The organism is Streptomyces sp. NPDC040610 (assembly GCF_055594065.1).
This window is the reverse complement of the sequence record NZ_JBVIXA010000002.1, coordinates 78,312-102,676: the sequence shown is the minus strand read 5'-3', so window position 1 is coordinate 102,676 and position 24,365 is coordinate 78,312. Positions and strand designations below refer to the sequence as shown.

Here is a 24,365-nt window from a genome sequence, read left to right as displayed (position 1 = left end):
TCGCGATCCAGCCAGCAAGAATGGCTGCCGTGACAGCGAAGACCGCCGCCGCGCGGGTGCGGACATTCCTGCGACTCCCGGAGGGGCCGGTGGCTCTCGCCACGCTGCTCGCGCTCGCCGCGGCAAGTCAGGTGGTCCTACGACAGCCGTCCTCGGCGAGCCTCCCGGCGGCGCTGCTCCTCGCCCTCGGCACCACGGCGCCGGTCGCCGTGCTGCGCGGCCACGCCCTGACCGTGGCGGTCACGGTCACGGCCGCGAGCGCGCTGTCCCTCGCGCCCTTCCACGCGTTCACGGCCGCGGGCCTGCTCTCGCTCGCCCTCTGCCTGTACGTCCTGGCCCGCCGCGGCCCCCGCCCCGCCGCCGCGCTGCTGCCGCTGCCCTTCGTGGCGTACGCGGTGGCGGCCCCAGCCGACGCGACGGTCACCACCCGCCTCGGCACCGTCCTCGTGGCCGCGGTGGCCGGGGCGGCCGCCGGGGCAGGGCTCGCCCGCCGCGCCCAGGACGCGGCGCTCGCCCACCGGTCCACCGAGCGGGCCATCGCCGACACCCTGCTCGAAAACGCGGCACGCGGTGAACGGGCCCGCATCGCCAGGGAGTTGCACGACGTGGTCGCCCATCACATCTCGATGATCGCCGTCCAGGCGGAGACCGCCCGCCTGGCCACCCAAGGGCTGCCGCCCGACGGGGCCAAACGATTCCTGGCCATCGGCGACACCGCGCGGACCGCGCTCACCGAGATGCGGCGGCTGCTCGGCGTCCTGCGCGAGGACGCCGCCGACGACCCCGGCCGACGCCCCCAGCCGGGCCTGGCCGAGCTCAACGAACTCGTCGACACGGCCCGCGACGCCACCGGCGCGGGCGCCCGGCTCATCGTCAGGGGCCCCGTCCGCGCACTCGACCCGGGGGTGGAACTCACCGCCTACCGCATCGTCCAGGAAGCACTCAGCAACGTACGCAGACACGCCCCGGGGGCGGCGGTCGACGTGGAACTCCGCTACTCCGACGCGGACTTGCGGGTCCGCGTGCGCGACAACGGCCCGAGCCCGCCCGGCCCGACGCAGGACGGCAGCCACGGCCTGCTCGGGATGCGCGAGCGGGCCACCACGGTCGGCGGAAGCCTGCGCACCGGGCCGGCCCGCGACGGCGGCTTCCTCGTCGAGGCCCTGCTGCCGTCCCCACCTCCCACCGAATCGGCCCAGGAGCAGCGACCGTGAGCACGCCCCAGCCCGCCCCCATCCGCGTCGTCGTCGCCGACGACCACGAGGTGATCCGCGTCGGCTATGCCGAACTCCTCGCCACCCAGCCCGACTTCACCGTCGTGGGAACGGCCGAGGACGGCGCCCGGGCGGTGCGGCTGTGCCGGGAGCTTCAGCCGGATCTCGTCCTGATGGATGTGCGGATGCCGGTGATGGACGGGATAGAGGCGACCGCGCGACTCGCCGCGGACACCGCCACGCGGGTCCTCATCCTCACCACGTTCGACCTGGACGAGCACGTCTACGACGCACTCGGCGCGGGCGCCGGGGGCTTTCTCCTCAAGGACGTCACGGCGGAGCGCCTCTTCGACGCGGTACGGGTGGTCGCGAGCGGCGAGGCCCTGCTCGCGCCCACCGTGACCCGCCGCCTCGTCGCGGAGTTCGCCCGCCAGCGCCCGACTCCGTCCACCCGCGGCACGGCCCGCCTGGGCGCCCTGACTCCGCGCGAGACCCAGGTCCTGAGACTGATCGCCGAAGGCCTGTCGAACCCGGAGATCGCGGCCCGCCTGCACGTCAGCGAGGAGACGGTGAAGACCCATGTGAGCCGGGTGCTCGGCAAGCTCGGCCTGCGGGATCGGACGCAGGCGGTGGTGGCGGCTTACGAGTCGGGTCTTGTGGTGCCGCGGGTGGGCGGGGGCTAGGCCCTGTCCGACGGATCGGCTGCCTCCGCCCCCTCGACCTTCTTCACCACAGTGTCCTCGGGGTCGAGGCGGCGCCCGTCGGCCGCATGGGCCTCGAGGGCGCGCAGCGGGCGCCCGCTGCGGCGGTCCACCAGCTCCGAGTGCGGTTCGCCGGGCTCGAAGAAGTGGCCCTCGCCCCACTGCCGCAGCGCCACGATGACGGGGAAGAGGTCCTGCCCCTTGGGAGTGAGGACGTACTCGTGGTAGGCGCTGCCGTCCGATGCCGGTACGACGTCGAGGACGCCGCCCGCGACGAGGCCGCGCAGGCGTGTGGACAGGATGTTCTTCGCCACGCCCAGGCTGCGCTGGAACTCCCCGAAGCGCCGGCTGCCGTCGAAGGCGTCCCGCACGATCAGCAGTGACCACCAGTCGCCGATCGCGTCGACCGACCGGGCGACCGGACAGGTGCTCTCGTCCAAGCGGGTCCTTCTGACCACGGCGGCCTCCGTCCGACGTTAATGGTTGCAACATGCTACCAGGTGCGGCTACGTTTCCCATCTGGTAGCAACATGCAACCATTCAACGGAAAGGGATCCCGTGACCTCCTGCGACGAAACGACCCGGGCCGTCGAGGCGCCCGGAGAAGCGCCGACACCCGCACTCTCCCGCCGCACCACACTGCTCTTCGCCCTCGCCGGCGCGGTGGCGGTCGCCAACGTCTACTTCGCCCAACCGCTCCTGGCCACCCTGAGCCAGGACTTCGGGATCAGCGAGGGCGCCGTCGGAGCGATCGTCACCCTGACGCAGATCGGCTACGGCCTCGGGCTGTTCCTGATCGTGCCGCTCGGCGACCTGATCGACCGCAAGCGCCTCATCGTCGCCCAACTCCTCCTGCTGGCCCTGGCACTGATAGCAGTCGGCCTCTCTGGGACGGCTTCGGTCCTGCTGATCGGCATGACCCTGATGGGCTTCCTCGCGGTCGTGACCCAGTCCCTGGTCGTCTTCGCCGCGTCGCTTGCCGGACCGGCCCAACGCGGGCGCGTCGTCGGCCTGGTGACCAGCGGCGTGGTCATCGGCATCCTGCTCGCCCGCACGGCCTCAGGCCTCCTCGCCGACCTCGCGAGCTGGCGGGCGGTCTACCTCGCGTCGGCGGCACTCACCCTCGCCCTCACTCTGGCCCTCCACCGCGAACTGCCGCGCCGGACCACGCCCCGCCCCGCGCTCAGCTACGGCCAGCTTCTCGCCTCGACGATCACCCTGTTCACCCGGGAACGCGTGTTCCGCGACCGCGCCCTGCTCGCCCTCCTCGTCTTCGCCGCCTTCAGCACCCTGTGGAGCTGCGTCGCCCTGCTGTTGAGCGAGCCTCCCCAGTCGCTGACGCACACCGCGATCGGGGCCTTCGGGCTCGTCGGCGCGGCGGGCGCCCTCGCCGCCGCTCCGGCCGGGCGCCTGCACGACCGCGGCTTCGCCCAGCGCACCACCGGCACGGCCCTCGCCCTCCTCGTCGCCTCCTGGCTCCCCCTGGCCTTCACCCGGCACTCGCTGTGGGCACTGGCCGTCGGCGCGATCGTCCTCGACCTCGCCGTCCAGGCCGTCCACGTCACCAACCAGAGCCTGATCTACGGCCTCCGCCCCGACGCCGGAGGCCGCCTGATCGGCGGCTACATGGTCTTCTACTCCATCGGCAGCGCCGCGGGGGCGCTCGCGTCGACCACGGTCTACGCGGCGGCCGGGTGGGGAGCCGTCTGCGTCCTGGGCGCGGGGATCAGTGTGACGGCTCTTGTCCTGTGGGCGGTGACGCGACGTGGCGCGAGGGGCTGAGCGGCCGGGCCGCGGGCCTGGGCAAGGCTTGGCCGCCCAGCCCACCGCGACGGGCCGACCAGTCACTTTGTGTTATCCTCAACCGTTTGTACGGTGATGAGGGCTGGCGACTTCCGCCAGGCCAGGCAGCCGCCTCCGCTCGTGGCCGCCCACTCACCGCTTCCTGATTCCTGCCGGGCCTTCCTCGGTACGTCCCTCATACGGAAGGCTCGTCATGAACCACTCGGACCACCCGGACGGCGCCGACCACCCGGACCGCCCCGACACTCCGCAGAGCGACCCCGCCGGGCCGGAGGCCGCCACCCCCGCCGCACCCCCGGTGACCTCCTTCGCCGACCTGGACCTGCCCCCTGCGGTGCTGCGCACGCTCGCTGAGCTCGACGTGACCGAGCCCTTCCCCATCCAGGCGGCCACGCTGCCGAACGCCCTCGCGGGTCGCGACGTCCTGGGGCGCGGGCGGACCGGGTCGGGCAAGACGCTCGCCTTCGGCCTGCCGCTTCTCGTACGGACGGCCGGGCGGCGCGCGGACGCGAAGCAGCCCCTCGCCCTGATCCTGGTGCCCACCCGGGAGCTGGCCCAGCAGGTCACCGAGGCACTCACGCCGTACGCCGAGGCGCTGCGGCTGCGGATGGCCACGGTCGTCGGCGGCATCTCGATCGGCCGCCAGGTGGCCGCGCTGCGCGACGGGGCCGAAGTCGTCGTCGCCACCCCCGGCCGCCTGCACGACCTCATCGAGCGCAAGGCGTGCCGCCTGGGCCGGGTGCGGATCACCGTGCTCGACGAGGCCGACCAGATGTGCGACATGGGCTTCCTGCCGCAGGTCACCGAGGCGCTCGACCAGGTGCACCCCGACGGACAGCGGATGCTGTTCTCGGCCACGCTGGACCGCGACGTCGACCACCTGGTCCGCAGCTACCTGCACGACCCCACCGTCCACTCGGTCGACCCGGCCGCGGGCGCGGTCACGACGATGGACCACCACGTCCTGGTCGTGCACGGCCCCGACCGGTACGCCGTCACCACGGAGATCGCCGCCCGCGACGGCCGCGTCCTGCTGTTCCTCGACACCAAGCACGGCGTCGACCAGCTCACCCGGCACCTGCGCGCCAGCGGCGTGCACGCGGCGGCCCTGCACAGCGGCAAGTCCCAGCCGCAGCGCACCCGGACCCTCGCGCAGTTCAAGAACGGCCAGATCACCGTCCTCGTGGCGACCAACGTCGCGGCCCGCGGCCTGCACATCGACGACCTCGACCTCGTGGTCAACGTCGACCCGCCCGCCGACCCCAAGGACTATGTGCACCGCGCGGGCCGCACCGCCCGGGCAGGGGAGCGCGGCAGCGTCGTCACCCTGGTCCTCTCGGGCCAGCGCCGCGAGATGAGCAAGCTGATGGCCGACGCGGGCATCGAGGCCAGGACCACCAAGGTGCGCTCGGGCGAGGCCGAACTGAGCCGGATCACCGGCGCGAAGGCCCCCTCCGGCACCCCGCTCGACGGCGGGCCCGCCGCGCCCCGGCCCAAGAACACCAACCTCCCCTTCCGCGGCCTCGGCACCAGCAAGGACACCTCACGCGGCACCGGCGGCACCGGAGGTAAGGGCGGCCGCAAGTCCGGCGAGGCCCGCAAGCTCGCCGAGGCCCGCAAGGCGGCCCGGGTGCGCCGCGGCGGCTGACCCGCCCCGCCATTCTGTCTGCCGGCGCGCGCCCTTCGGTCTCTTCGCGTGGGCGGCGGCGATCGTCGACGGCAAGGCGTCGGGCGGCGATCCTCGTCGGCAAAGCGTCCGAGGTGTCCTGGCCACCAGGACGATGTCCGGGCTGAGTTCACCGTGTACGCGCGGTCGCACCGGGTCTGTCCGAAAGGGCATCATCCGGGGCGCCCCAGCCGCTTCGTCCGCTGATCAAGCGGCTAGCCTCCGTACACATGACCGATCTTCAAATTCCTGACCAACTTGCGGACAAGGGCGCGAGACCCCCGGCCCGCCGTGTCCTGTGGTTCGCAGCGGGCGCCACCGCGGCCTTGCTCCTCGCCGACCTGGGCACGCGTGCCTACAACCGGTACGACTCCATACCCACCATCCGCAAGTTGGTGAACGTCGACGTCGAGGCCAACCTGGCCACGTGGTGGAACAGCACGCTCCTGTTGGCCGTGGCGGGCGTGGCACTGATCGCCGCCCTGCTCAGCGGGCGCGACGCGCGCCCCGGGCGGCTGTCCTGGCTGGGCCTCGCGGCCGCGACCGCGCTGCTCAGCATCGACGAGTCGGTCTCGCTGCACGAACGCCTCGGCGAGGTCGGCAAGTCGTGGAAGGAGTGGGCCGGGGGATCGCTGCCCACCCACGCCTGGGTGCTGCCCGGCGCGCTGCTCGCGGTGACGGGCACCGTGATCGCCGTGCTGTGGGCGCGGAAGCTCCCACGCGACCTGCGGAACGGCCTTCTCGCCGCACTGGGGGTGTACTTGGGCGGGGCGCTCCTGACGGAGGCGTTCAACGGCTGGGCGCTGGAGAACGACCACAGCCTCGTGCTCATGTTGGGGACACTGGTGGAGGAGGGGCTGGAGATGAGCGGCTGCATCGTCGCCCTCGCCATCCTCAGCCGGTACGTACTGCTGGAGCGTGACCCGGCGTCAGGGCGCGCGATGGTCAGGCTGCGGGACAACTAGGGGGTGCGTCCGGCCCGTCGGGGTGGGGCCGGACCTTCAGCGGCGGGGCCTTCAGCGGCGGGACCTTCGACGGCGGGACCCTCAACGGCGGTGGGAATCGAGCCACTCATCGCCGTTCCACAGGACGGGCATCGCCCCGACCGGTTCGAACCGGATGTCGGGGTCGTCGCTGTGGACCAGGGCGAAGAAGCGGCGCCGCCCCACCGCCGCACGACGGGCGAGGTTCGCGATGATGTCGAGGACGCTGTGGGCGTCCTCGGGGCACGCGGCGGCGAAGCGGTCGTAGCCGGTGAACGACAGCACGAGTCCGGCGCCCGCGGGGGAGTCGTCGTACGTACCGGAGAGGGCCACGTCGCCGAGGCAGTCGTTGAGCGCGGACAGGTTGTGGCCGTAGTAGGAGGGGAACTCCAGGGCCGTGGCCAGGCCTTGGTGCATGTCCTTCGCGGTGGTCCAGCCGCTCGCCGCCACCTGGACGACGCGGAAGCCGTGGCCTTCGAGTCGCTGGACAGCCTGGTCGAGAAGCTCGCGGCGCCAGAAGAGCGTCACGAACGTGCCGCTCATGTACGGGAGGTCGGGCCGCCGAGCCCTCAGGTCGTCCGGCGTGGGCCGCCGCGCCGGGTCGTCCTTGAAGGCGTCCAGGAGCCGGAAGAACTCGTCGATGGGGGAGGAGTCGGCCGGTGTGCGGCGTTCGATCTCCGCGGCCCAGTCGAGGGAGCTGACGGTGCCGTAGTGACCGTGGAGCCAGTCGGTGAACTCCCCCTCGGGCCAGAAGGGGAAGGGCTCGCTCTCGGAGTGCACGGCGAGCGCCATGACGTAGCCGATGAGGAGGGACCGCAGGTCGTTGAGCGAGCCGCCCGGCAGCCACATGCCGGGCCGCAGGCGGATCTGCTCCAGGACGTCGTACACGTCGGAGCATCCCCGTACGTGGCTGATGGCGTCGGCGGAGCTGTGGTCGGTCGGCATGGGGCCAGCCTACGGACGCGGATCTTCGCGCAGGGGGGCGGGCAGGGCCTGGCGGGGCGCCCCCTTCAGCGGGACCGCGCCTGCCCGTACCCGGCCTACCCGGCCTTGTCCGCGCGGAAGGCGCGCCGGTAGGCGGCGGGCGTGGTGCGCAGCGCCTCGTGGAAGCGGCGGCGCAGATTGACGGCCGAGGAGAGGCCGACCCGGTGCGCGATGGTCTCCACGGGCAGGTCGGTCTCCTCCAGGAGCGCCCGGGTGGCGGCGATCCGCCGGTCGAGCAGCCAGCGTCCCGGGCTGATGCCCAACTGCTCGGTGAAGCGCCGGGTCAGCGTGCGGGTGGAGACCTGCGAGCGGACCGCCATGTCGGCGACGCTGACCGGCTGGTCGAGGTGCCCCGCCAGCCATTCGAGGAGCGGCGCCAACGAGTCCGTGACCGGCCCGGAGGTGGGCAGTTCGGCGTACTGCAGCTGGCAGCCCTCGCGGTGCGGCGGCATCACCATCTGCCGGGCGACCCGCATCGCGTACGCGGAGCCCTGGTCGGCGCTCACCAGATGCAGGCAGAGGTCCACTCCCGCCGCCGACCCGGCGCTGGTGGCGACGTCGCCGTGGTCCACGTAAAGCACCGCGGGATCGACGTGGACCCGCGGGAACCGGGCGGCCAACTCGGCTGCCCCGGCCCAGTGGGTGGCGGCCCGTCGGCCGTCGAGCAGTCCGGCCGCGGCGAGTACGAAGGCGCCCGAGCAGATGCCGACGATCCGCGCGCCACGCCGGTGCGCCCGGCCGACCGCCGCGAGAACCGCCTCCGGCACCTCGGCGTCGGCCGGTTGCCGCCAGCCGGGCACCAGCACGGTGTCCGCGCGCTCCAACGCGTCCAGGCCCGCCGTGACCAGCAGGTCGTACCCGGCCTGCGTACGCACCGGGCCGGGGTGCTCGGTGCAGACCTCGAACGCGTAGCGCGCGGGGATCGCCGGGCCGTGGTCGCCGAACACCTCGGTCGCGCAGGCCAGCGTGAAGGTCGACTGCGGGGGCTGGAGCAGGGCCACGACCCGGTGCGGCTCCGGTGACTTCGGCAGCGGACGGGGCGTCATGGCGCGAAAGTACCCCATCATGTCAGTCAGGACACTGGGGTGGCCGATTGGTCCAGTCCAGCATCTGTCCTGTGACCAGCAGGCAGACGCGGAACCAGACGCAGAACCAGACACGGAACCAGACGCAGAACCAGACACGGCTTCAGAAGCAGACTCCGACCGACCCGACCGACCCGACCGGCCCGGTCTCGCGGACTGCGCGGGCCGCCCAGGCCGATCCGCCGACCACCCGACCACCCAGCCAACCCCCTTTGTGGAACCGGCGCTTCACCCTCTACTTCACCGCCCGCGCGGTCTCCCTGCTCGGCGACGCGATGATGCCGGTGGCCGCCGCGCTCGCGGTCGGCCCGCTGTACGGGATCTCCGGGGTGGGCCTCGTCCTCGGCGTCTGGACCGGGACGTTCGTCTTCCTGGTCCTGTTCGGCGGGGTGTTCGCCGACCGGTTCGGGGCGCGCCGGATGATGGTCGGCGCGGACGTCGTCCGGGTGCTCACCCAAGGGGTGCTTGCCGCCGCGTTCTTCGCCGGAGCGCCGCCGTTCTGGCTGCTCGTGTCCATGGCGGCGGTGGCCGGTGCGGCCGTGGCGATGTTCCTGCCGGGCGTGAACGGGATGGTCCCGCTGGTCGCCCGCGAGCCGCAGCGGGCCAACGCCACGCTCAAGGTGGCCGACGCGCTCGCGCATCTGGTCGGCCCGGCCCTGGCGGGGCTGCTGATCACGCTGACCAACGCCGGGACCGTCTACGCCATCGACGCGGGGACCTTCCTGCTCAGCGCTCTGTGCCTGGCGCTGATCAGGCTCGCCCCGGCCGCAGCGCACACGGGTACCCCGGCCGACGCCGACTCCGGCGTGCGCACGGGCAGTGCACTCCGGCGCGACCTGCGCCAGGGCTGGCAGGAGTTCCGCGCCCGCACCTGGATGTGGGCGGTGATCCTGATCTGGATGGTCTACGGCGTGCTGGTCTTCGGCCCGCTGGTACCGCTGAGCTCGGCCCTGGTCGGTGCCCGGCTCGGCGCGAACGCCTACGGCCTGGCGGTCTCCTTCCTCGGCGTCGGCACGGTGCTCGGCGGTCTGCTTGCCCTGCGGCTGCGCCCGGCCCGGCCGCTCGCCGCCGGGTCGGTGGCGATGGCGCTGTACACCGTGCTGCCGTTGTGCGTGGCGTCGAGCGCGGACCTGCCGGTGCTCCTGACGGGTCACGTCCTCGGCGGCGGCGCCCTGGCGTTCTGGTCGGTGATGTGGGCGACCAGCGTGCAGACCCACACTCCGCCGGGCGTCCTCAACCGGGTCTCCGCCTATGAGCTGGCGGGCTCGGTGTCCGGGATCTCGCTCGGCCAGATCGTCGCGGGTCCGGCCACCGCGCTGGCCTCCCCGGGGCGGCTGCTGCTGGTGTCGGCCGGGGCCTGCCTGGCGGGCTGCGCGGCGCTGTTCGCGATCCCGGCGATCCGAACCCTGCGCCGCTCGGCGGCACCGCCGTCCACGTAGCCCTGACCAGCACGGTCTTCGCCGATCAAGGACCCGCGCCCCGCTCAACATCCGCGCCCCGGCACCCTTTTGTATCCTGCACGTATTTGCGCCCTGATCCGCCCAGCCGAGAGGTCAGCACCGTTGAACACCGGCAGCTACTACGAGCCCATCGACGCGCACCGCTACAAGCCCACGCTCCACGCCGGTGGTGCCTGGAGCTCGGACGAACAGCACTTCAGCCCGCTCAGCGGCCTCGTCGTCCATGCCATCGACCGCCACCTGGCCGACCGTCCCGACAACGGTCTCCTGTTGTCGCGGATCAGCTTCGACATCCTCGGACGCCCCGCCCTGGACGAGTGCGAGATCCGCGTCGAGACCGTCCGGCCCGGCCGCACCATCGAACTCGTCGAAGCCGTCGTGCTCATCGGCGACCGCCCGGTGGTCCGGGCCCGGGCCTGGCTGCTCGCCGCCCTCGACACCACCGCCGTCGAGGGTGGCGCCGTCGGCCGACTCACAGCTCCCGACGCGCTCACGCCCTGGGAGATGGGCTCCGTGTGGCCCGGAGGGTACATCGCCTCCGTGGACGTACGCCCGCTCGCACCCCCGCAGCCGGGACGCACCACCGCCTGGACCTCCACCGACCTCGACCTCGTCGGGGGCCAGGCCAGCAGCCCCCTCGCGTCCTACCTCACGCTCGTCGACACCGCCAACGGCATCGCCGTACGCCAGCCGCCCACCGCCTGGATGTACCCCAACGTCGACCTGACCATCCACCTGCACCGCCAGCCCGAAGGCCGCTGGACCGGCCTCGACACCACCGTCACCTTCGGCCCCACAGGGCAGGGCATCACCAGCACCGTCCTGCACGACCTGAACGGCCCGGTCGGCACCGCACAGCAGATGCTCACCGTCCGCCCTCTGTAGGTCCCTTCAGGCGCGGGGAGCGGTCCCCGCGGGCAGGCCCAGGGCGATGTCAGTGGCCGCTGATAGCGTGCCGCGTCCGAGTTGAAGATCACGGGGGAGGGCGAAAGCCGTGCGGGACGTGACACGCCACGAAGTGGGGGAAGAGCGCCTGGCCCAGGCACTCGACGACATCACCGGGCGCACCCGGGAGCGGTGGCGGTGGATGCGGTACGACGATCCGTCGCCCAGGAAGATACGGGAGGCGGGGGACGAACTCCTCGATCACGTCGCGGCCCGCACGGTGGCGGGCGGCGCGCTCGACGAGACCCCGCGTACGGCGCTGCTGACCGCCGCCGAATGCTTCCTGGGCGAGTTGAGCGTCGGCTGTTTCCCCAGCGGTGACCAGGAGATCGTTCTTCCGCTCATCGGCGAGCAACTCAGCAGCGACGACATCGGGTTCGGCGACGTCGTCGCGTACGGCAGCGGGACCGGGCAGGCGCCATCGGCCCGGACGTGGCTCGACACCTTCGCCGTGTGCGTGGTCAGCGGGCTTGTGCGGGACTGGCAGCGGGTGATCGGGCTGCTGCTGCGGAGCGACTACGCGCCCGCGATCCGTGACGGGGTGCCGTACTCGACGCTGCCCTCGAAGTCGGATCCGGCGGACCTCGCCGCGATGGGCGCGCTGTGCGGGTACCTCACCGAGGCGCAGGGGCACCTCCCGCGCGACTGGCCCACCGTGCCGCTGTGCGAGCCGGACGCCGGCGAGCGCGCCGAGGCCGCCCGGCGCTTGGACGCAGTCGGTGCGCTCCCGCCGGACCACCGGCTCCTGCGTGTCCTCCTCGACGACGACCAGGACGCCTTCGAAGAGGCCCTCGCGGCCCGGCTCGTCGAGCACCGGGAGAGTGTCGGCGCCGACCCCGCCCCCAGGACCCTGCTGCCGCTCGGCCCCCTCGCCCTGGCCGCACTCGCGGTCCAGGCGCACGGGTGGGAGCTGCGCGTGCGCTCCGGATATCTGCCGGGTGAGCTGGTGGGTTCCCCGGACGCTCCGCGGCAGGCTGCGGACACCGCTGCGAACACCCTGGGGAAGTGGGCCGCGAAGTAGCCCGTGCGGGCGCGCGGGCGCACGCCCCACGCGCCCGCACACATCCCAGCCGCGCATGAGGCCTCCTTCCTGGTGCCCGCGCATTCTTACCTGTTCTTGTCATTGCTTTGCCGTCCCTCTGAAGTGGCCCGGCCACTGTGGTGGCCACAGGAGAGGAGCAACAATGACCTACCAGAACACGGTGCGGCGGACAGTGCTTGCTGTGAGCATGATGGCGGTGCTGGCCTCGGCGACTCCCACGGCGGTGGCCGCGCCGACACCCACGAAGGTGGCAGCGCCGATCGAGCGCGGCAGCGGCCCCACGTGGTGCCCCACCGTGGACGACCACCGGGTGGACTGCGGATCGATCACCCGCCCCCTCGTCGCCGGGAAGCCGAAGCTCGGCACGGTCGACGTGAGTTACGCGGTCGTACGGCACCGGGGTCCCGGTGCCGCCAAGGGGACCGTGGCCGTGAACCCGGGAGGCCCCGGCGAGGTCGCCATCGACCGGGCCCCCGAGTTCGCGACGGGCCTCGACACCGTCCTGAAGGACCACGACGTCCTGCTCGTCGACCCGCGGGGCACCGGCAGGTCCGAGCGGATCCCGTGCGGGGTGACCGACGTCGAGTACCGCTACAGCTCGCGGCAGAAGCAGCGCGACGCCGTCACCCGCTGTGCCCGGAATCTCGGCCCCAAGGCCGAGGGGTACACCACGGCGGCCACCGCCGACGACATCGACGCGATCCGGGCCCGGCTCGGCGCGAAGAAGCTGACGCTGTACGGGCTGTCCTACGGCACCTACCTGATGCCGGTGTACGCGAGCCGGCACCCCGAGCGCGTGCGGTCCATCGTGCTGTCCGGGGCGTACCCCCTCGGGTTCGACCCGCTCGTCCGCCCCAGCGCGCAAGCCGTGTCGCTGGCCCTGCGCCGGATCTGCGACCGCTCCGTCCCCGCGGCCTGCGACGGCGAGAAGGCCGTGCGGGACCTCGGCACCACCGCCGCGCGGCTGCGGGAGCGGCCCCTGGACGTGCCGTTCACGTCCGCCGGGGTCAAGCGGAACCTGCGGTTCACCGAGGGGCAACTCGCCAACCTGCTCTTCGAGGCGGCCAGCAGCGGAGCGGGCGCGGTCCCCGGCGAGCCGTCACTGCTCGGCAGCGTGCCACGCGCCCTGGACCGCTTCGTCCACGACGACCCCGCGCCACTGCGGCGCCTCGTCAAGGACCAGGCGTCGTCGGTCGGCACGGAGGACCAGGCGCCGTACGTGGCCGTGGTCTGCAACGACTACCGCAGGGCGTGGTCCACGCAGGCGTCGCGGGGCGAGCGGTGGCGCCAGTACCGCGCGGCACTCGCGGCCACCAAGCCCGGCGCGTACGGGGCGTTCAGCGCCAAGGGGTTCACCGAGGGCCCGACCGACGGCGGTGACGTGTGCATCGGCTGGCCCCGGAAGAACACCGCGAGCCCGCAGCCCACGCGCCCCGAGATGCCCGACGTGCCGGTCCTGGTGATCTCCGGCGACCTCGACGCCAACACCCCCGACGCCAACGGCCGAGCCGCCGCACGGCAGTTCGAGAACAGCGAGTTCTTCTCGGTGCGCAACGTCGGGCACGTGCCCGACCTGGAGCAGAGCGGCTGCGTCACAGGAGTCACCGGACGCTTCATCCGGACCGGCACCCCGGGAGACACCTCCTGCCTGAAGAGTCTCCCGCCGATCGCCGTCGCCCCCGTGCGCCGCTGACGGGGCCACCGCCGTGACCACGTCTACCACCAGCGAAGATGTCCCCATGACGAACGCTGTCGAGTCCCACCGCACCGTGCTGGTCGTCGAGGACGACCCGGGGGTGCGCAGCACCCTGGAGCAGCTCCTCCGCTTCGAGGGCTACCACGTACGCGTGGCAGCCGACGGGTTCGGCGCCCTGAGCGTGTTCGAGGAGCGGCGGCCCGACCTCGCGATGGTGGACGTGGTCATGCCGGGCCTCGACGGCCTGGAACTGTGCCGGATGCTGCGCAGGCGCGGCGAGCGCCTGCCCATCCTCGTGCTCACCGCCCGCCACCAGGTCGGCGACCGCGTCGCGGGCCTGGACGCCGGGGCCGACGACTACCTGGCCAAGCCCTTCGCGACCGAGGAACTCCTGGCCCGCATACGCGCCTTGCTGCGCCGCACCGACCCGCCCGCGGACGCGGGCCTCCTGCGGGCCGCCGACCTCACCCTGGACCCCACCGCCCGCCGGGCCGAGCGCGGACCGCGGTCCCTGGACCTCACCAAGACCGAGTTCGACGTACTGGAACTGCTGCTGCGGCACCAGGGAGCCGTCCTCACCCGCACCCAGATCTACGAGCGCATCTGGGGCTACGACCTCGACACCTCCTCGCGCTCCCTCGACGTGTACATCGGCTACCTGCGCCGCAAGACCGAAGAGGGCGGCGGCGAGCGCCTGATCCACACCGTGCGCAACGTCGGCTACACCATCAGGCCCGCGTGATGCTGCGCACCAAGTTCACCGTTCTGGTCGTCGCGGCCGCCGCGCTCGCCATCGCCGTCACCGCCTTCGCCTCCTTCCGCAACGTGAGCGACGTCGTCGGCGACGAACTCGAACGCGGCCTGGAGGACCGCACCGACACGGTCGTCACCCTGCTCGCCGCCGACCGCACCCCGCCCGAGCGGGACGACATGATCGAGCAGGTCCTGTCCCCGAAGGGCGCCGTGCGAGCCCTGGCACCGGGGCGGACCGCGCTGCCCGTCTCGGCCGCGGACCGCCGCGTCGCCCGCACGGGCAAGGGCACGAGCCGCAAGGACGTCGTGGTCTCCGGCACCGAGTACGGAATCCTCACCCGGCCCCTTCCCGACGGCGGCGCGGTCATGGTCGGCCAGAGCTACCGCGACGCCGTGCGCCTCGAACGCGACTTCATGTGGCGCATCTCCCTCACCACGGCCGCCGCCACCGGCGTCTCGGCCCTGCTCGGCTGGCTCGCCGTCGGCCGGATCCTGCGCCCGGTGCGCCGCCTGGCCCGTACGACCCGGCGCATCACCAGCACCCAGGACCTCTCCACGCCGCTGCCGCCCGCGGGGAAGGACGAGATCGGTCAGCTCACCCTCAGCTTCGACACCATGCTGAGCGCGCTGCGCCGCTCCCGCTCCCAGCAGCAGGAGCTGGTCCACAACGCCAGCCACGAACTGCGCACCCCCCTCACCTCGGTGCGCGGCAGCGCCGAACTCCTGCAACGCGCCCGGGGCCGACTCGACCCCAAGGACGAGGAGAAGATCCTCGCCACCCTGGTCACCGAGGCGGTCGCCCTCGACGACCTGGTCCGTGAACTGGTCGAACTGGCCACCGACCGCTACACCGAGGACGACCCCACGAGCGTCGACCTGCCCACCCTCGCCGAGGACAGCGCACGCCGCCACAGCCAGCGCACCGGGCGCACCATCACCGTCACGACCGCCCGGCCCACCCCGGTGCACGCCCGGGCCCGCGCCCTGCAGCGCTGCGTCGACAACCTCCTCAGCAACGCCGTCAAGTTCAGCCCTCCGGGCACCGCCATCACCCTCCACGTCGACGGCTGCCAACTGTCCGTACGCGACCGGGGCCCCGGCATCCCGGCCGACGAACGGCAGGCCGTCTTCGACCGCTTCTACCGGGGCCCCGGCACCCAGGCCACACCCGGATCCGGGCTCGGTCTGGCGATCGTCCACGACCTCGTCGAGGCGGAGCACGGCACCGTCTTCGCCGCCGAAGCGGCCGGGGGCGGCGCGGAGGTCGGCTTCCGGCTGCCGCCACGGACCGGGGGCGAGGACGACACCCGGTCACCCGGGTGAGGCACCCTGACCAGGACCAGGTGTCTCTGACATCCTGCCGTCGTGCGCGTACTGATCGTGACGGCGGGAAGCTGGGGCGACGTCGCCCCGTACACCGGGCTCGGCGTGCGGCTGCGCGCCGCGGGCCACGAGGTCGTCCTCGCCACGCATGAGCGCTTCGAGCAGGCGGTGCGGGTCCACGGCCTCGGCTTCCGGGCCCTGCCCGTGGACCCGCGGCAGGAGCTGGCCTCCCAGGTCGGCCAGGGCCTTGCGAAGGCGGCAAGCCCGCCGGTGGAGATGGCGCGCATCACGCGCATGGCACGGGCGTTCATGCCCCGGCTGACCGTCGGCGTCGCGGACGCCGTACGAGAAGGCGCCGACGTCGTCCTGAGCTCCACGGTCACCGACCCCATGTGCGCGGCGCTCGGCGAGGCGCTGCGGCTGCCGAGCATCGGGGCGTACCTCCAGCCCATCCATCCCACCGGCGCGTTCCCGCCGATGATGATCCGCGCCCGCTCGTTCGGATCCCACGGCAACCGCCTGGCCGCGCTGGCCCTGTGGGCGGGTACGGACCGGATCTTCGCCCCCGCCGTCGGCGCGCTGCGGCGCGAACTCGGCCTGCCGCAGCGGAGGTTCGCCGGCCCGCTGGGGCTGCCCCGCGGGCGCACCGTCCTGCACGGCTTCAGCCCGACGGTCGTGCCCCGCCCGACGGACTGGCCCGCGGGACACGAGGTGTGCGGCTACTGGTGGCCGCACACCCCGCCCGGCTGGCGGCCCGACACCCGCCTCTCGGACTTCCTCGACGCGGGCCCGCCACCGGTCTTCGCGGGCTTCGGCAGCTTCGTCACCGCCGACGCCGAGCGGCTGAGCGCCCTCCTCGCCGAGGCCATGCGCCGCGCGAAGGTACGCGGGATCATCCAGGCCGGGTGGAGCGGCCTGCACGCCGAGAACGACGACCTCATCACCGTGCGGGACGTCCCGCACGCCTGGCTGTTCCCCAGGACCGCCGCCGTGATCCACCACGCGGGCGCGGGCACGACGGCGGCGGGACTGCGCGCCGGAACGCCCGCCGTCCCCGTCCCGGTCCAGCTCGACCAGCACTTCTGGGCCGCCCGCCTGCACGCCCTGGGCGTGGCGCCCCGCCCCCTGCGCTTCCAGCGTCTGACCGCCCGGCGCCTCGCCGACGCCGTCACCGCCGCCGTGCACAGCCCCGCCCTGCGGACCCGCGCGCACGACCTCGCCGCCGCCCTCGCACGGGAGGACGGCGGTCGGCAGGTCGTCGCGGCCCTCGACCGGCTCGGCTAGGCCTCGGCTCCGCGCTCAACCGGCTTGTGGCTGCCCGGGCTCCGGTGCCGCCGAGTCGCCGGGCAGTTCCCGCGGCCCGTAGTAGGCGTGCTCGGAGCCCGTGGCCAGGGCCCAGTAGCGGTCGCCGAGCGACCAGTGCCACCACTCGGTGGGGTAGTTCACCAAGCCCGCCGCGGTCAGCGCGGCCCCGAGGACCCGGCGGTTCTCGCGCGCCTCGGCGCTGATGTTGTCGGCCCCCGTGTAGCAGGCGCCCGCGCTCTCCTCCGGGGAGGCGTTCATGCGGGTGCCCAGGTCCCGTTCGCGCCCGTCGGCGTCGGCCAGTGTCAGGTCCACGGCGGCGCCCGCGCTGTGCGGCGCGATGGTGGGCGGGGAGACATAGCGGCTCGCCGCCGCGTGGATCCGGTCGGCCGGCCAGTCCGGGTGGAGCGCCGCCAGCTCGTCCGCATACTCCTCGAAGTACGCGCGCTGCAACGACAGCGGCCGGTAGCCCTCGACGAAGAGCAGCCGCAGCCCGTCGGGCAGCAGCGACTGGGCCTCCAGGAGCCGGCCGACGACGCCCTTCCGCAGATACGCGAAGGCGTGCGCCGGGTCCTTGAGGCGGTCGTCGACCAGCAGGGCGGCCTCGGTCCGCACATCCACCAGCGGTTCACCGCATTCCCGTACGGGAGTCGAGGTGACCTTCGGATCGGACATCAGGATGATCTCGCTCATGCCGAGATCATCTCCTGCGGTATGGCCGCGCCGTGAGGGCGGCCCCGGCTCGCCGACGTAAGCACTTGCCCTGGAGCGCACTCCAGCTCGTAGAGTCACGGCACTCACGAGGACCGCAGGGGCCACGAGGGCGAAGAGGCCTGCGAGGGCCCACACGACGACGGTCAAGGAGAGTCGCATGCGCCACCGCGTACTGGGCGGTACCGGGATCCAGGTCAGCCCCTACTGCCTCGGCACGATGATGTTCGGCTCCGTCGGCAACACCGACCACGACGACTGCGCCCGGATCATCCACGCCGCGCTGGACGAGGGCATCAACTTCGTCGACACCGCCGACATGTACTCGGCCGGGGAGTCGGAGACGATCGTCGGCAAGGCACTCAAGGGCCGCCGCGACGACGTGGTCCTCGCGACGAAGGTCCACTTCCCGATGGGGGAGGGCCCCAACCAGGGCGGCAACTCCCGGCGCTGGATCGTCCGGGAGGTGGAGAACAGCCTGCGGCGCCTCGGCACGGACTGGATCGACCTGTACCAGGTGCACCGGCCGGACCACACGACCGACATCGAGGAGACGCTCTCCGCGCTGACCGACCTGGTGCGCCAGGGCAAGATCAGGGCGTTCGGCTGCTCGACGTTCCCGGCGGACGACATCGTCGAGGCGTACCACGTCGCCGACCGCCGGGGTCTCCAGCGGTTCCGCACCGAGCAGCCGCCCTACTCGCTCCTCGCCCGGGGAATCGAGAGGCAGGTCCTGCCGGTCGCGCGGCGCCTGGGCATGGGGGTGCTGACCTGGAGCCCGCTGGCCTCGGGCTTCCTGACCGGCCGCTACCGCAAGGGCCGGGCGCTCGACCTGAGCAGCGGCCGCCCCACCCTGAACCCCGACCGCTTCGATCCGTCGGCGCCGCGCACAGCCGCGAAGCTGGACGTCGTCGAGCAGCTCGTGGCCGTGGCCGACGAAGTGGGCTGCACGCTGCCGGAGTTGGCGATCGCCTTCCCGCTCGCGCACCCCGCCGTCACCTCGGTGATCATCGGCCCGCGCACGATGGAGCACCTGCGCTCCACGCTCAAGGGCGCCTCCGTGGCCCTGGACGACGCCGCCCTCGACCGCATCGACGCGATCGTGCCGCCCGGGACCGACGTCTATCCTCCGGACGGCGCGTGGACGCCGCCGTCGCTCAGCACGCCGTCGCTCCGGCGCCGCGCGGCCGGGTCTAGGGCCGCGGCCTGAGGTCCCCGGTGGGAATCGAGGGTGCCGGATCACGTCCGGAGCTCGGGTCGGAAGATGGGGTCAAGAGGTCGGCTTCAGGGATCGGGTCGAGAGCCGGGCTTCAGGGGTCGGGTCGGAAGATCGGGTCGAGAGCCCGGCTCCAGGGATCGGGTCGGGAGATCGGAGTGAGGGGCTGTGGTGACGCGGCGTACGGTGATCAAGGCAGCGGGGGCCGGGACGGTGGCGACCGGGCTGACCGCGCCCGCCGCGAGCGCCTCCCGGGCGCGGGACAGTGACGTCCTGGCGGTCGTGGAGAAGAGCAGCCACGCGGTGAGCTTCTACGACGTCGCCTCGGGGCGGCGCCTGCGGAGCGTCCAACTGCCCGACTATCCGCACGAGATGGTCGTCGACTCCCGTCGGCGCTTCGCCTATGTCGGGCACTACGGAGTACGCATGGCCGCCACCGTCGGCGAGGGCGGCGCCGCCGTCCTCGTCGTCGACCTGGCCGAGCGGACCCTGGCCCGCACCATCGACACCCGGCCGTTCCACCGCATCCACGGCATGGGCATCGACCGCCACGACCGGCTGTACGCGCTGAGCGAGGAGAAGGCCGTCCTGCTCGGCTTCGACGCCCCCGCCACCGACACGGCCCCGACCCGGGCGGTGCCCACGCACGGTGTGAAGACCCACCTCTTCTCGCTCAGCCGCGACGGTGAACGCGCCTACGTCACCGGCCTGTTGTCGCACACGGTGAGCCTCGTGCGCCCCCACGACGCGGCGGTCCCGCCGCTTCTGGTGACGCCCGGCCAGCTCCCCGAGAGCAGCTGCCTGAGCCGGGACGAGAAGACCCTGTTCGTCGGCGCCCGCAGGAGCGGGTCCCTGGTCGCGGTGGACGCGCACACCATGAAGGTGCGCCGGAGCCGCACGGTCGGGGGAGACCCCCTGCGGGTCTACACCGTCGACGACGAACGGCTGTTGGCGACGGATATCGCCGCCAACACCCTCACCGTGTTCAGCGCCGCCGACCTGCGACCGATCCGCTCCCTCCAGCTCGACGGAACCCCGGCCGCCGTGTCGTTCCACCCCGACAAGCCCCGCGCGTACGTCTCCCAGCTGGGCAACAACCGGATCGCCGTCGTCGACCTGGACCGCCTCGCCGTCGTCGGCGGCTTCGCGACCCAACTGGAACCGGACTCCTCGGTGCTGCTGCCCGCCACCGCCTAGCTCCTCCCTCCTGTGCCCGGAATGTCGAAGGCGCCCGCTCGGCGCCCGAGGCCGACCACCGCCGGGCGCCCATGAGTTCGGCGTAGCTGGTCGCCGCCGTGCGGTGCGGCTAACGTGGCGCCATGTCGAATGATCTGCCCGACCTGAGGGCATCGCACGAGGATCGCGACCGCGTCGTGGACGCGCTGCGGGTCGCCGCCGGTGACGGCCGACTCGACGCCGAGGAACTCGACATGCGCCTTGAGCGCGCGCTGTCGGCCAAGACGCTCGGCGAGCTGGCCGAGCTGACGACCGACCTGCCGGGCCCGCCCGCCGCCCAGGGCAAGGACGTGCTCGTGGTCGAGCAGCACGGCGGCAAGTTCGTACGGGAGGGTCGCTGGTCGGTCCCCTCGCGCATCGAGCTGCGCACGCAGGAGTGCCGCGTCACCTTCGACTTCACCCACGCCGTGATCACCTCGGACGTCCTGCGCATCGAGACGGACCTGACGCACGGCAAGTTGGTCTTCGTCGGCTCTCCGGACATCGAGATGGACACCGACGGGCTCAACCTCACGTACTCCAAGCTCAAGCTCCGCCCCAAGACGACCGCCGCCAAGCCCCGGCTCCGTATCGAGCTCGTCGGGAAGCTCCTGCACGCGAAGATCGTCGAGCGGCGGAAGTGAGATGATCTCGCGGGCCGTACGCATGATGATGGACGGATGACACACCTTCCCCAAGAACGCGTCGCCCGGCGACGAGCCGAGCTGTTCGAAGCCGCCCCGGCCGCCGACGGGACGTCGACGACGAGCCGTTCCGGCGAGGACCGGTTCAGCGGGCCCGCCACCGGCGACGAGCGCGCGCTGCTCGTCGGAGTCCTCGCGGCGCAGCGCGTGACGCTCACGGTCAAGTGCGCGGGCCTCGGTGCGGAGTTGGCGCAGCGGTCGGTCACCCCCTCCACGCTCTCCCTGCTCGGCCTGGTGAGGCACCTCGCCGACGTGGAGCGCCGCTGGTTCCGGCGCGTACTCGCCGCGCACGACGCGCCGCCCCTGTTCTCCTCCCCGGCCGCGCCCGACGCGGACTTCACCGGCGCGCTGCCCGACCCCGCCCTCGCCACGGAGGCCTGGGACGCCTGGCGCACCGAAGTCGCCTTCTCCGAACGCTTCGTGACCGACGCGCCCCACCTCGACGTGGAAGGCACGGACTCCTGGCGCGGCACGGTGTCCCTGCGCTGGGTGCTCATCCACATGATCGAGGAGTACGCGCGCCACAACGGCCACGCCGACCTGCTGCGGGAGCGGATCGACGGGGCGATCGGCCTCTGAGCGGGCGTGCGGCCCGGGAGATGATGTTGGGCCCAGCCCTTGCGCGCGACCGATCGGCGCACGGGTGCTGTCGAACCGACTGGCGCACGGGCGCTATCAAGGAGACCTCTCATGACGAACCAGCCTCTGCCCGCCCCCCTGCCCGACGGGTCTTCGCCCCACGGCTCTGTCCCTGACGGACCCTCAGTGAGGGTGTCCCGCCGTTCGATACTTCGCGCATCGGTGACGGGCGCGACGGCGGCGCTCGCCGGTGGTCTCGGAGCGGGAGCGGCCTTCGCAGCCCCGGCCGGAACCGCCGTCCCCCTCCCCGCGGCAACCGGCCCGCACCCGGTCGGCACCCGGACCTTCCACCTCGTCGACGACCGCCGCGAGGACCCCTTCGCGTCCGCCCCGGCACCGCGCGAACTCATGATCCAGATCTGGTACGCGGCCGCCGGGCACCGCGGCCTTGAGCGCGCCCGCTACCTCCCGGTCGGCCTCGAACCGGTCGTCGAGCGGCGCTTCGAACTCCCCGAGGGCTCCTTGGGGTCGGTACGCACCCACGCCTGGCAGGACGCTCCGGTGGACCCGCGCGTGTGCCGGGCGCCCGTGGTGTTCTTCGGCCCGGGCCGCCAGGACCCCGCGGCCACCGGCACGGCCTTCGCCCAGGACCTGGCGAGCCACGGCTACGTAGTCATCGGCGTGAACCACACCTACGACGGCCCGACGCAGTTCCCCGACGGCCGGATCGTCCCGCAGAACCCCGCCACCGGGGACCAGGCACTGCTGCGCAAGTACTCCGATGTCCGGGCCGCCGACCTGAGCTTCGTGCTCGACGTCCTGACCGGTCAGCGCGCGACGCGCCTGCCCGCGGAGTTCTCGCGGGCGCCGCGGCACACCGGCTTCGGTGTGTTCGGCCACTCCCTCGGGGGCTCGGCGGCCGCCGAAGCGCTGCGCACCGACCCGCGGTTCACGGCGGGCGCCTGCCTGGACGGGGCCCTCCAGACGGACGCGGTGAAAACGGGACTCAAGCAGCCCTTCCTGCTCTTCACCGAGCCGATGGAGCTGCCGACCTGGACCGACTTCATGGCACACCACACGGCCTGGGGCCGCCGCATGGTCCTCGCGGGCGCGCGCCACTACAGCTTCAACGACCTCGCCGCGCTCGGCGTCGGGCTGCGCCTGGACCAGGCATGGACCGCGGAGCGCTACGCCAGGTTCTTCGGCACGGCCGAGGGCCGCCGTTCGCAGGCGGTCACGGGGGCGTACGTACGCGCGTTCTTCGACCGGTGGCTGCGCGGCCGCAGCACGACCTCGCCGTCCCTGGACGGACCGGACGCCGACTACCCCGAGATCACGGTCGGCTGGACGTCCGGAAGCTGACTTCGGGCTGCTGTCGGCGGCAGGCCATCCGGCGGCAGGGAGCTACGCCCCGGCCCCGTAGTGCCCGTACTCCGGAAGCCCCGCCGCCTCGAAGGTGTGCACGGACAGGCCGCCCGGCGTCGTCCGGTGGTCGACGAGCCGCAGCCCGGCCGGTGCGCCGCCCTCCGGGAACAGCCGTCGGCCCTTGCCCACCACGACCGGCGCGATGGCGAGCCGCAACGTGTCGACGAGCCCGGCGGCCAGCAGGGACTGGGCCAGCAGGGCACTGCCGTGGATCTGCAGTTCCCGCCCCGGCTGCCGCTTGAGCTCGGCGACCTGGGCGGGGACCTCGCCGGACAGGATGGTGGTCGGGTTCCAGTCGGCCTCGGTCAGGCTGTGGGCGGCCACGTACTTCGGCAGGCCGTTCATGGTGGGGGCGAAGGGATGATCGGTCATCGTCGGCCAGTCCCGCGCGAAGTTCTCGTACGTACGACGGCCCAACAGCAGCGCGTCCGCCTCGCCGAGCCACGTACCGACGAGGTCCACGAACGCCTCGTCCATGTGCGGCACGAACCAGCCGCCCCGCGTGAACCCGTCACTGGTGTCCTCGTCCGGGGACCCCGGCCCCTGCGAAACACCGTCAAGCGACAGGAACTCCTGCACGACCAGCTTCATGGCGCACCACACTCTCTCCGGCCTCGCGGCCGTTTCGGCATCTCTGCGGCCAGGGTCCGCCGCTCTGCGTCGGCTCCCTCATCACAGAATGTGCCACCGCGGGCCCGAGTCTTCATGACGAAGCCCTTCGACCCGCCGCTTCACTTTGTGGACGCTCTGTGGGGGCGTTGCGCTCGGCGCAGCCAGGTCTCTGTTGTATGTGTTGTATGTAGTGTGCGGAAATGACAAGAAGTGAACGAATCGCGGACCAGTTGGACCGGCACTGGCAGAAGAACCTGCGGCCGCGGCTGCACGGTCTTACCGATGAGGAGTACTTCTGGGAGCCGGTGCGCGGCTGTTGGAGCATCCGCCCACGTGGCACATCGGCCGCACCGATGTCGGAAGGCTCGGGGGAATGGACGATGGACTTCGCGTGGCCCGGCCCGGAGCCGGCGCCCGTGACCACGATCGCCTGGCGGCTGGCGCACGTCATCGTCTCCGTCCTGGGCTATCGGGCCGCGTGGCACTTCGGTGGCCAGGACGTCGAATCCGAGACCTTCGCCTACGCGGGCACCGCTGACGAGGCGCTGAAACAGCTCGATGAGATGTATGGGACATGGATCGCCGGGGTCCGCGAGCTCTCGGGCGCCGACCTGGAGAATCCGCCCGCGGTGGGGCCCGAGCGGTTTCCCATGGAGGGGATCGTCCTGCACGTCAACAGGGAGCTGATCCATCACGGCGCCGAGATTTCCCTGCTGCGTGACCTTTACCTCTGGCAGGACGGAGCGGCACCCCGTCGAATCTGACTCTCCGGTAACCGGCAATTGGCGATTGGCGATTGGCGATCGGCGATCGGGCACCGGAACCCTATGTGGACTCCGTGACACTCCACGGCTGCGAGCTTGAGCGGTGGCTGTGCACGGGCCCGGGCCGGGGCCAGGGAGACGACGCCGGTACGTCTCGCAGAGCGGCAGACTTGATGGTGCCT

23 protein-coding genes are annotated in these 24,365 nt (G+C 72.6%); 18 read left to right on the top strand and 5 right to left on the bottom strand.

Annotation, left to right across the window (positions count from 1 at the left end; all coding sequences use genetic code 11):
- The first annotated feature begins 29 nt into the window (after positions 1–29).
- Together ACZ6AA_RS07360 and ACZ6AA_RS07355 are read left to right on the top strand one after the other, a co-directional pair.
- Complete coding sequence (locus ACZ6AA_RS07360) at positions 30–1,214, top strand: sensor histidine kinase (protein WP_468482386.1); 1,185 nt, start codon at positions 30–32, stop codon at positions 1,212–1,214.
- A complete protein-coding gene (locus tag ACZ6AA_RS07355) occupies positions 1,211–1,897 on the top strand; it encodes a response regulator (RefSeq protein WP_471456751.1) in 687 nt (228 codons plus the stop codon). Before ACZ6AA_RS07360 ends, ACZ6AA_RS07355 begins: the two co-directional genes overlap by 4 nt.
- On the opposite strand, the gene ACZ6AA_RS07350 is transcribed toward ACZ6AA_RS07355, so the two are convergent.
- Positions 1,894–2,373, bottom strand: a complete 480-nt coding sequence (locus tag ACZ6AA_RS07350) for a winged helix-turn-helix transcriptional regulator (protein WP_468457914.1) — start codon at positions 2,371–2,373, stop codon at positions 1,894–1,896. The genes ACZ6AA_RS07355 and ACZ6AA_RS07350 overlap by 4 nt on opposite strands.
- 100 nt (positions 2,374–2,473) lie before the next feature.
- Between ACZ6AA_RS07350 and ACZ6AA_RS07345 the strand changes: the two genes are divergently transcribed.
- From ACZ6AA_RS07345 to ACZ6AA_RS07335, 3 genes are all read left to right on the top strand, one after another.
- Positions 2,474–3,697, top strand: coding sequence for an MFS transporter (locus tag ACZ6AA_RS07345; RefSeq protein WP_471456749.1), 1,224 nt, complete (start codon positions 2,474–2,476; stop codon positions 3,695–3,697).
- A gap of 214 nt (positions 3,698–3,911) precedes the next feature.
- On the top strand, positions 3,912–5,366 hold the full coding sequence (locus ACZ6AA_RS07340; protein ID WP_471456747.1) for a DEAD/DEAH box helicase: 1,455 nt from the start codon (positions 3,912–3,914) through the stop codon (positions 5,364–5,366).
- A 248-nt stretch (positions 5,367–5,614) separates the two neighbouring features.
- Positions 5,615–6,349 (top strand): hypothetical protein, encoded by a 735-nt coding sequence (locus ACZ6AA_RS07335; protein WP_468457920.1) that lies wholly within the window; start codon positions 5,615–5,617, stop codon positions 6,347–6,349.
- A gap of 81 nt (positions 6,350–6,430) precedes the next feature.
- On the opposite strand, the gene ACZ6AA_RS07330 is transcribed toward ACZ6AA_RS07335, so the two are convergent.
- Together ACZ6AA_RS07330 and ACZ6AA_RS07325 are read right to left on the bottom strand one after the other, a co-directional pair.
- Positions 6,431–7,312, bottom strand: a complete 882-nt coding sequence (locus tag ACZ6AA_RS07330; RefSeq protein ID WP_471456745.1) for a barstar family protein — start codon at positions 7,310–7,312, stop codon at positions 6,431–6,433.
- Between the two features lie 95 nt (positions 7,313–7,407).
- A complete protein-coding gene (locus ACZ6AA_RS07325) occupies positions 7,408–8,397 on the bottom strand; it encodes a helix-turn-helix domain-containing protein (RefSeq protein ID WP_471456743.1) in 990 nt (329 codons plus the stop codon).
- 71 nt (positions 8,398–8,468) lie between these two features.
- On the opposite strand from ACZ6AA_RS07325, the gene ACZ6AA_RS07320 reads away from it, so the two are divergent.
- The 7 genes from ACZ6AA_RS07320 to ACZ6AA_RS07290 all read left to right on the top strand — a co-directional run bounded on the left by ACZ6AA_RS07320 (position 8,469) and on the right by ACZ6AA_RS07290 (position 16,939).
- A complete protein-coding gene (locus ACZ6AA_RS07320; RefSeq protein WP_471456741.1) occupies positions 8,469–9,875 on the top strand; it encodes an MFS transporter in 1,407 nt (468 codons plus the stop codon).
- Positions 9,876–9,998: 123 nt separating this feature from the next.
- On the top strand, positions 9,999–10,781 hold the full coding sequence (locus ACZ6AA_RS07315) for a thioesterase family protein (RefSeq protein ID WP_471456739.1): 783 nt from the start codon (positions 9,999–10,001) through the stop codon (positions 10,779–10,781).
- Between the two features lie 109 nt (positions 10,782–10,890).
- The gene (locus tag ACZ6AA_RS07310) at positions 10,891–11,862 is read left to right on the top strand and encodes an immunity 49 family protein (protein ID WP_471456737.1); all 972 of its coding nucleotides are present in this window, start codon (positions 10,891–10,893) and stop codon (positions 11,860–11,862) included.
- A 163-nt stretch (positions 11,863–12,025) separates the two neighbouring features.
- Positions 12,026–13,576, top strand: a complete 1,551-nt coding sequence (locus ACZ6AA_RS07305) for an alpha/beta fold hydrolase (protein ID WP_471456735.1) — start codon at positions 12,026–12,028, stop codon at positions 13,574–13,576.
- 46 nt (positions 13,577–13,622) lie between these two features.
- Positions 13,623–14,321, top strand: a complete 699-nt coding sequence (locus ACZ6AA_RS07300; protein ID WP_468457934.1) for a response regulator transcription factor — start codon at positions 13,623–13,625, stop codon at positions 14,319–14,321.
- Entirely contained in the window at positions 14,321–15,655 is a 1,335-nt protein-coding gene (locus ACZ6AA_RS07295; protein ID WP_468458089.1) for a HAMP domain-containing sensor histidine kinase, read from the top strand. The genes ACZ6AA_RS07300 and ACZ6AA_RS07295 overlap by 1 nt, the downstream gene beginning before the upstream one ends.
- Positions 15,656–15,697: 42 nt before the next feature.
- Positions 15,698–16,939: a glycosyltransferase gene (locus tag ACZ6AA_RS07290; protein ID WP_468457937.1), complete on the top strand. Its 1,242-nt coding sequence runs from the start codon at positions 15,698–15,700 to the stop codon at positions 16,937–16,939.
- 15 nt (positions 16,940–16,954) lie between these two features.
- Here the strand turns inward: ACZ6AA_RS07290 and ACZ6AA_RS07285 are convergent, their stop codons facing one another.
- Positions 16,955–17,650 carry a M15 family metallopeptidase gene (locus ACZ6AA_RS07285; RefSeq protein WP_471456732.1) on the bottom strand — a complete coding sequence of 232 codons (696 nt, stop codon included), beginning with the start codon at positions 17,648–17,650 and terminating at the stop codon, positions 16,955–16,957.
- Between the two features lie 178 nt (positions 17,651–17,828).
- Here ACZ6AA_RS07285 and ACZ6AA_RS07280 point away from each other — a divergent pair, with 178 nt between their 5' ends.
- The 5 genes from ACZ6AA_RS07280 (at position 17,829) to ACZ6AA_RS07260 (ending at position 22,744) form a co-directional block, all read left to right on the top strand.
- A complete protein-coding gene (locus ACZ6AA_RS07280) occupies positions 17,829–18,878 on the top strand; it encodes an aldo/keto reductase (RefSeq protein ID WP_471456730.1) in 1,050 nt (349 codons plus the stop codon).
- Between the two features lie 177 nt (positions 18,879–19,055).
- A complete protein-coding gene (locus ACZ6AA_RS07275) occupies positions 19,056–20,081 on the top strand; it encodes a YncE family protein (RefSeq protein WP_471456728.1) in 1,026 nt (341 codons plus the stop codon).
- Positions 20,082–20,203: 122 nt separating this feature from the next.
- A complete protein-coding gene (locus ACZ6AA_RS07270; protein WP_471456726.1) occupies positions 20,204–20,743 on the top strand; it encodes a DUF1707 SHOCT-like domain-containing protein in 540 nt (179 codons plus the stop codon).
- A 36-nt stretch (positions 20,744–20,779) separates the two neighbouring features.
- Positions 20,780–21,382, top strand: coding sequence for a DinB family protein (locus ACZ6AA_RS07265; RefSeq protein ID WP_471456724.1), 603 nt, complete (start codon positions 20,780–20,782; stop codon positions 21,380–21,382).
- Positions 21,383–21,604: 222 nt separating this feature from the next.
- Complete coding sequence (locus ACZ6AA_RS07260) at positions 21,605–22,744, top strand: alpha/beta hydrolase (protein WP_471456722.1); 1,140 nt, start codon at positions 21,605–21,607, stop codon at positions 22,742–22,744.
- A gap of 42 nt (positions 22,745–22,786) precedes the next feature.
- On the opposite strand, the gene ACZ6AA_RS07255 is transcribed toward ACZ6AA_RS07260, so the two are convergent.
- Complete coding sequence (locus ACZ6AA_RS07255; RefSeq protein WP_468457952.1) at positions 22,787–23,398, bottom strand: dihydrofolate reductase family protein; 612 nt, start codon at positions 23,396–23,398, stop codon at positions 22,787–22,789.
- 221 nt (positions 23,399–23,619) lie between these two features.
- Here ACZ6AA_RS07255 and ACZ6AA_RS07250 point away from each other — a divergent pair, with 221 nt between their 5' ends.
- Positions 23,620–24,183: a DinB family protein gene (locus tag ACZ6AA_RS07250; protein WP_471456720.1), complete on the top strand. Its 564-nt coding sequence runs from the start codon at positions 23,620–23,622 to the stop codon at positions 24,181–24,183.
- Positions 24,184–24,365: the final 182 nt, after the last annotated feature.

What these genes read in the sequence shown, in the direction of transcription:
- ACZ6AA_RS07340 (WP_471456747.1), top strand. Translation starts at nt 3,912, where the DNA reads ATGAACCACTCGGACCACCCGGACGGCGCCGACCACCCGGACCGCCCC.
- ACZ6AA_RS07335 (WP_468457920.1), top strand. Translation starts at nt 5,615, where the DNA reads ATGACCGATCTTCAAATTCCTGACCAACTTGCGGACAAGGGCGCGAGA.
- ACZ6AA_RS07330 (WP_471456745.1), bottom strand. Translation starts at nt 7,312, where the DNA reads ATGCCGACCGACCACAGCTCCGCCGACGCCATCAGCCACGTACGGGGA.
- ACZ6AA_RS07325 (WP_471456743.1), bottom strand. Translation starts at nt 8,397, where the DNA reads ATGACGCCCCGTCCGCTGCCGAAGTCACCGGAGCCGCACCGGGTCGTG.
- ACZ6AA_RS07305 (WP_471456735.1), top strand. Translation starts at nt 12,026, where the DNA reads ATGACCTACCAGAACACGGTGCGGCGGACAGTGCTTGCTGTGAGCATG.
- ACZ6AA_RS07300 (WP_468457934.1), top strand. Translation starts at nt 13,623, where the DNA reads ATGACGAACGCTGTCGAGTCCCACCGCACCGTGCTGGTCGTCGAGGAC.
- ACZ6AA_RS07295 (WP_468458089.1), top strand. Translation starts at nt 14,321, where the DNA reads ATGCTGCGCACCAAGTTCACCGTTCTGGTCGTCGCGGCCGCCGCGCTC.
- ACZ6AA_RS07285 (WP_471456732.1), bottom strand. Translation starts at nt 17,650, where the DNA reads ATGAGCGAGATCATCCTGATGTCCGATCCGAAGGTCACCTCGACTCCC.
- ACZ6AA_RS07280 (WP_471456730.1), top strand. Translation starts at nt 17,829, where the DNA reads ATGCGCCACCGCGTACTGGGCGGTACCGGGATCCAGGTCAGCCCCTAC.
- ACZ6AA_RS07270 (WP_471456726.1), top strand. Translation starts at nt 20,204, where the DNA reads ATGTCGAATGATCTGCCCGACCTGAGGGCATCGCACGAGGATCGCGAC.
- ACZ6AA_RS07265 (WP_471456724.1), top strand. Translation starts at nt 20,780, where the DNA reads ATGACACACCTTCCCCAAGAACGCGTCGCCCGGCGACGAGCCGAGCTG.
- ACZ6AA_RS07255 (WP_468457952.1), bottom strand. Translation starts at nt 23,398, where the DNA reads ATGAAGCTGGTCGTGCAGGAGTTCCTGTCGCTTGACGGTGTTTCGCAG.
- ACZ6AA_RS07250 (WP_471456720.1), top strand. Translation starts at nt 23,620, where the DNA reads ATGACAAGAAGTGAACGAATCGCGGACCAGTTGGACCGGCACTGGCAG.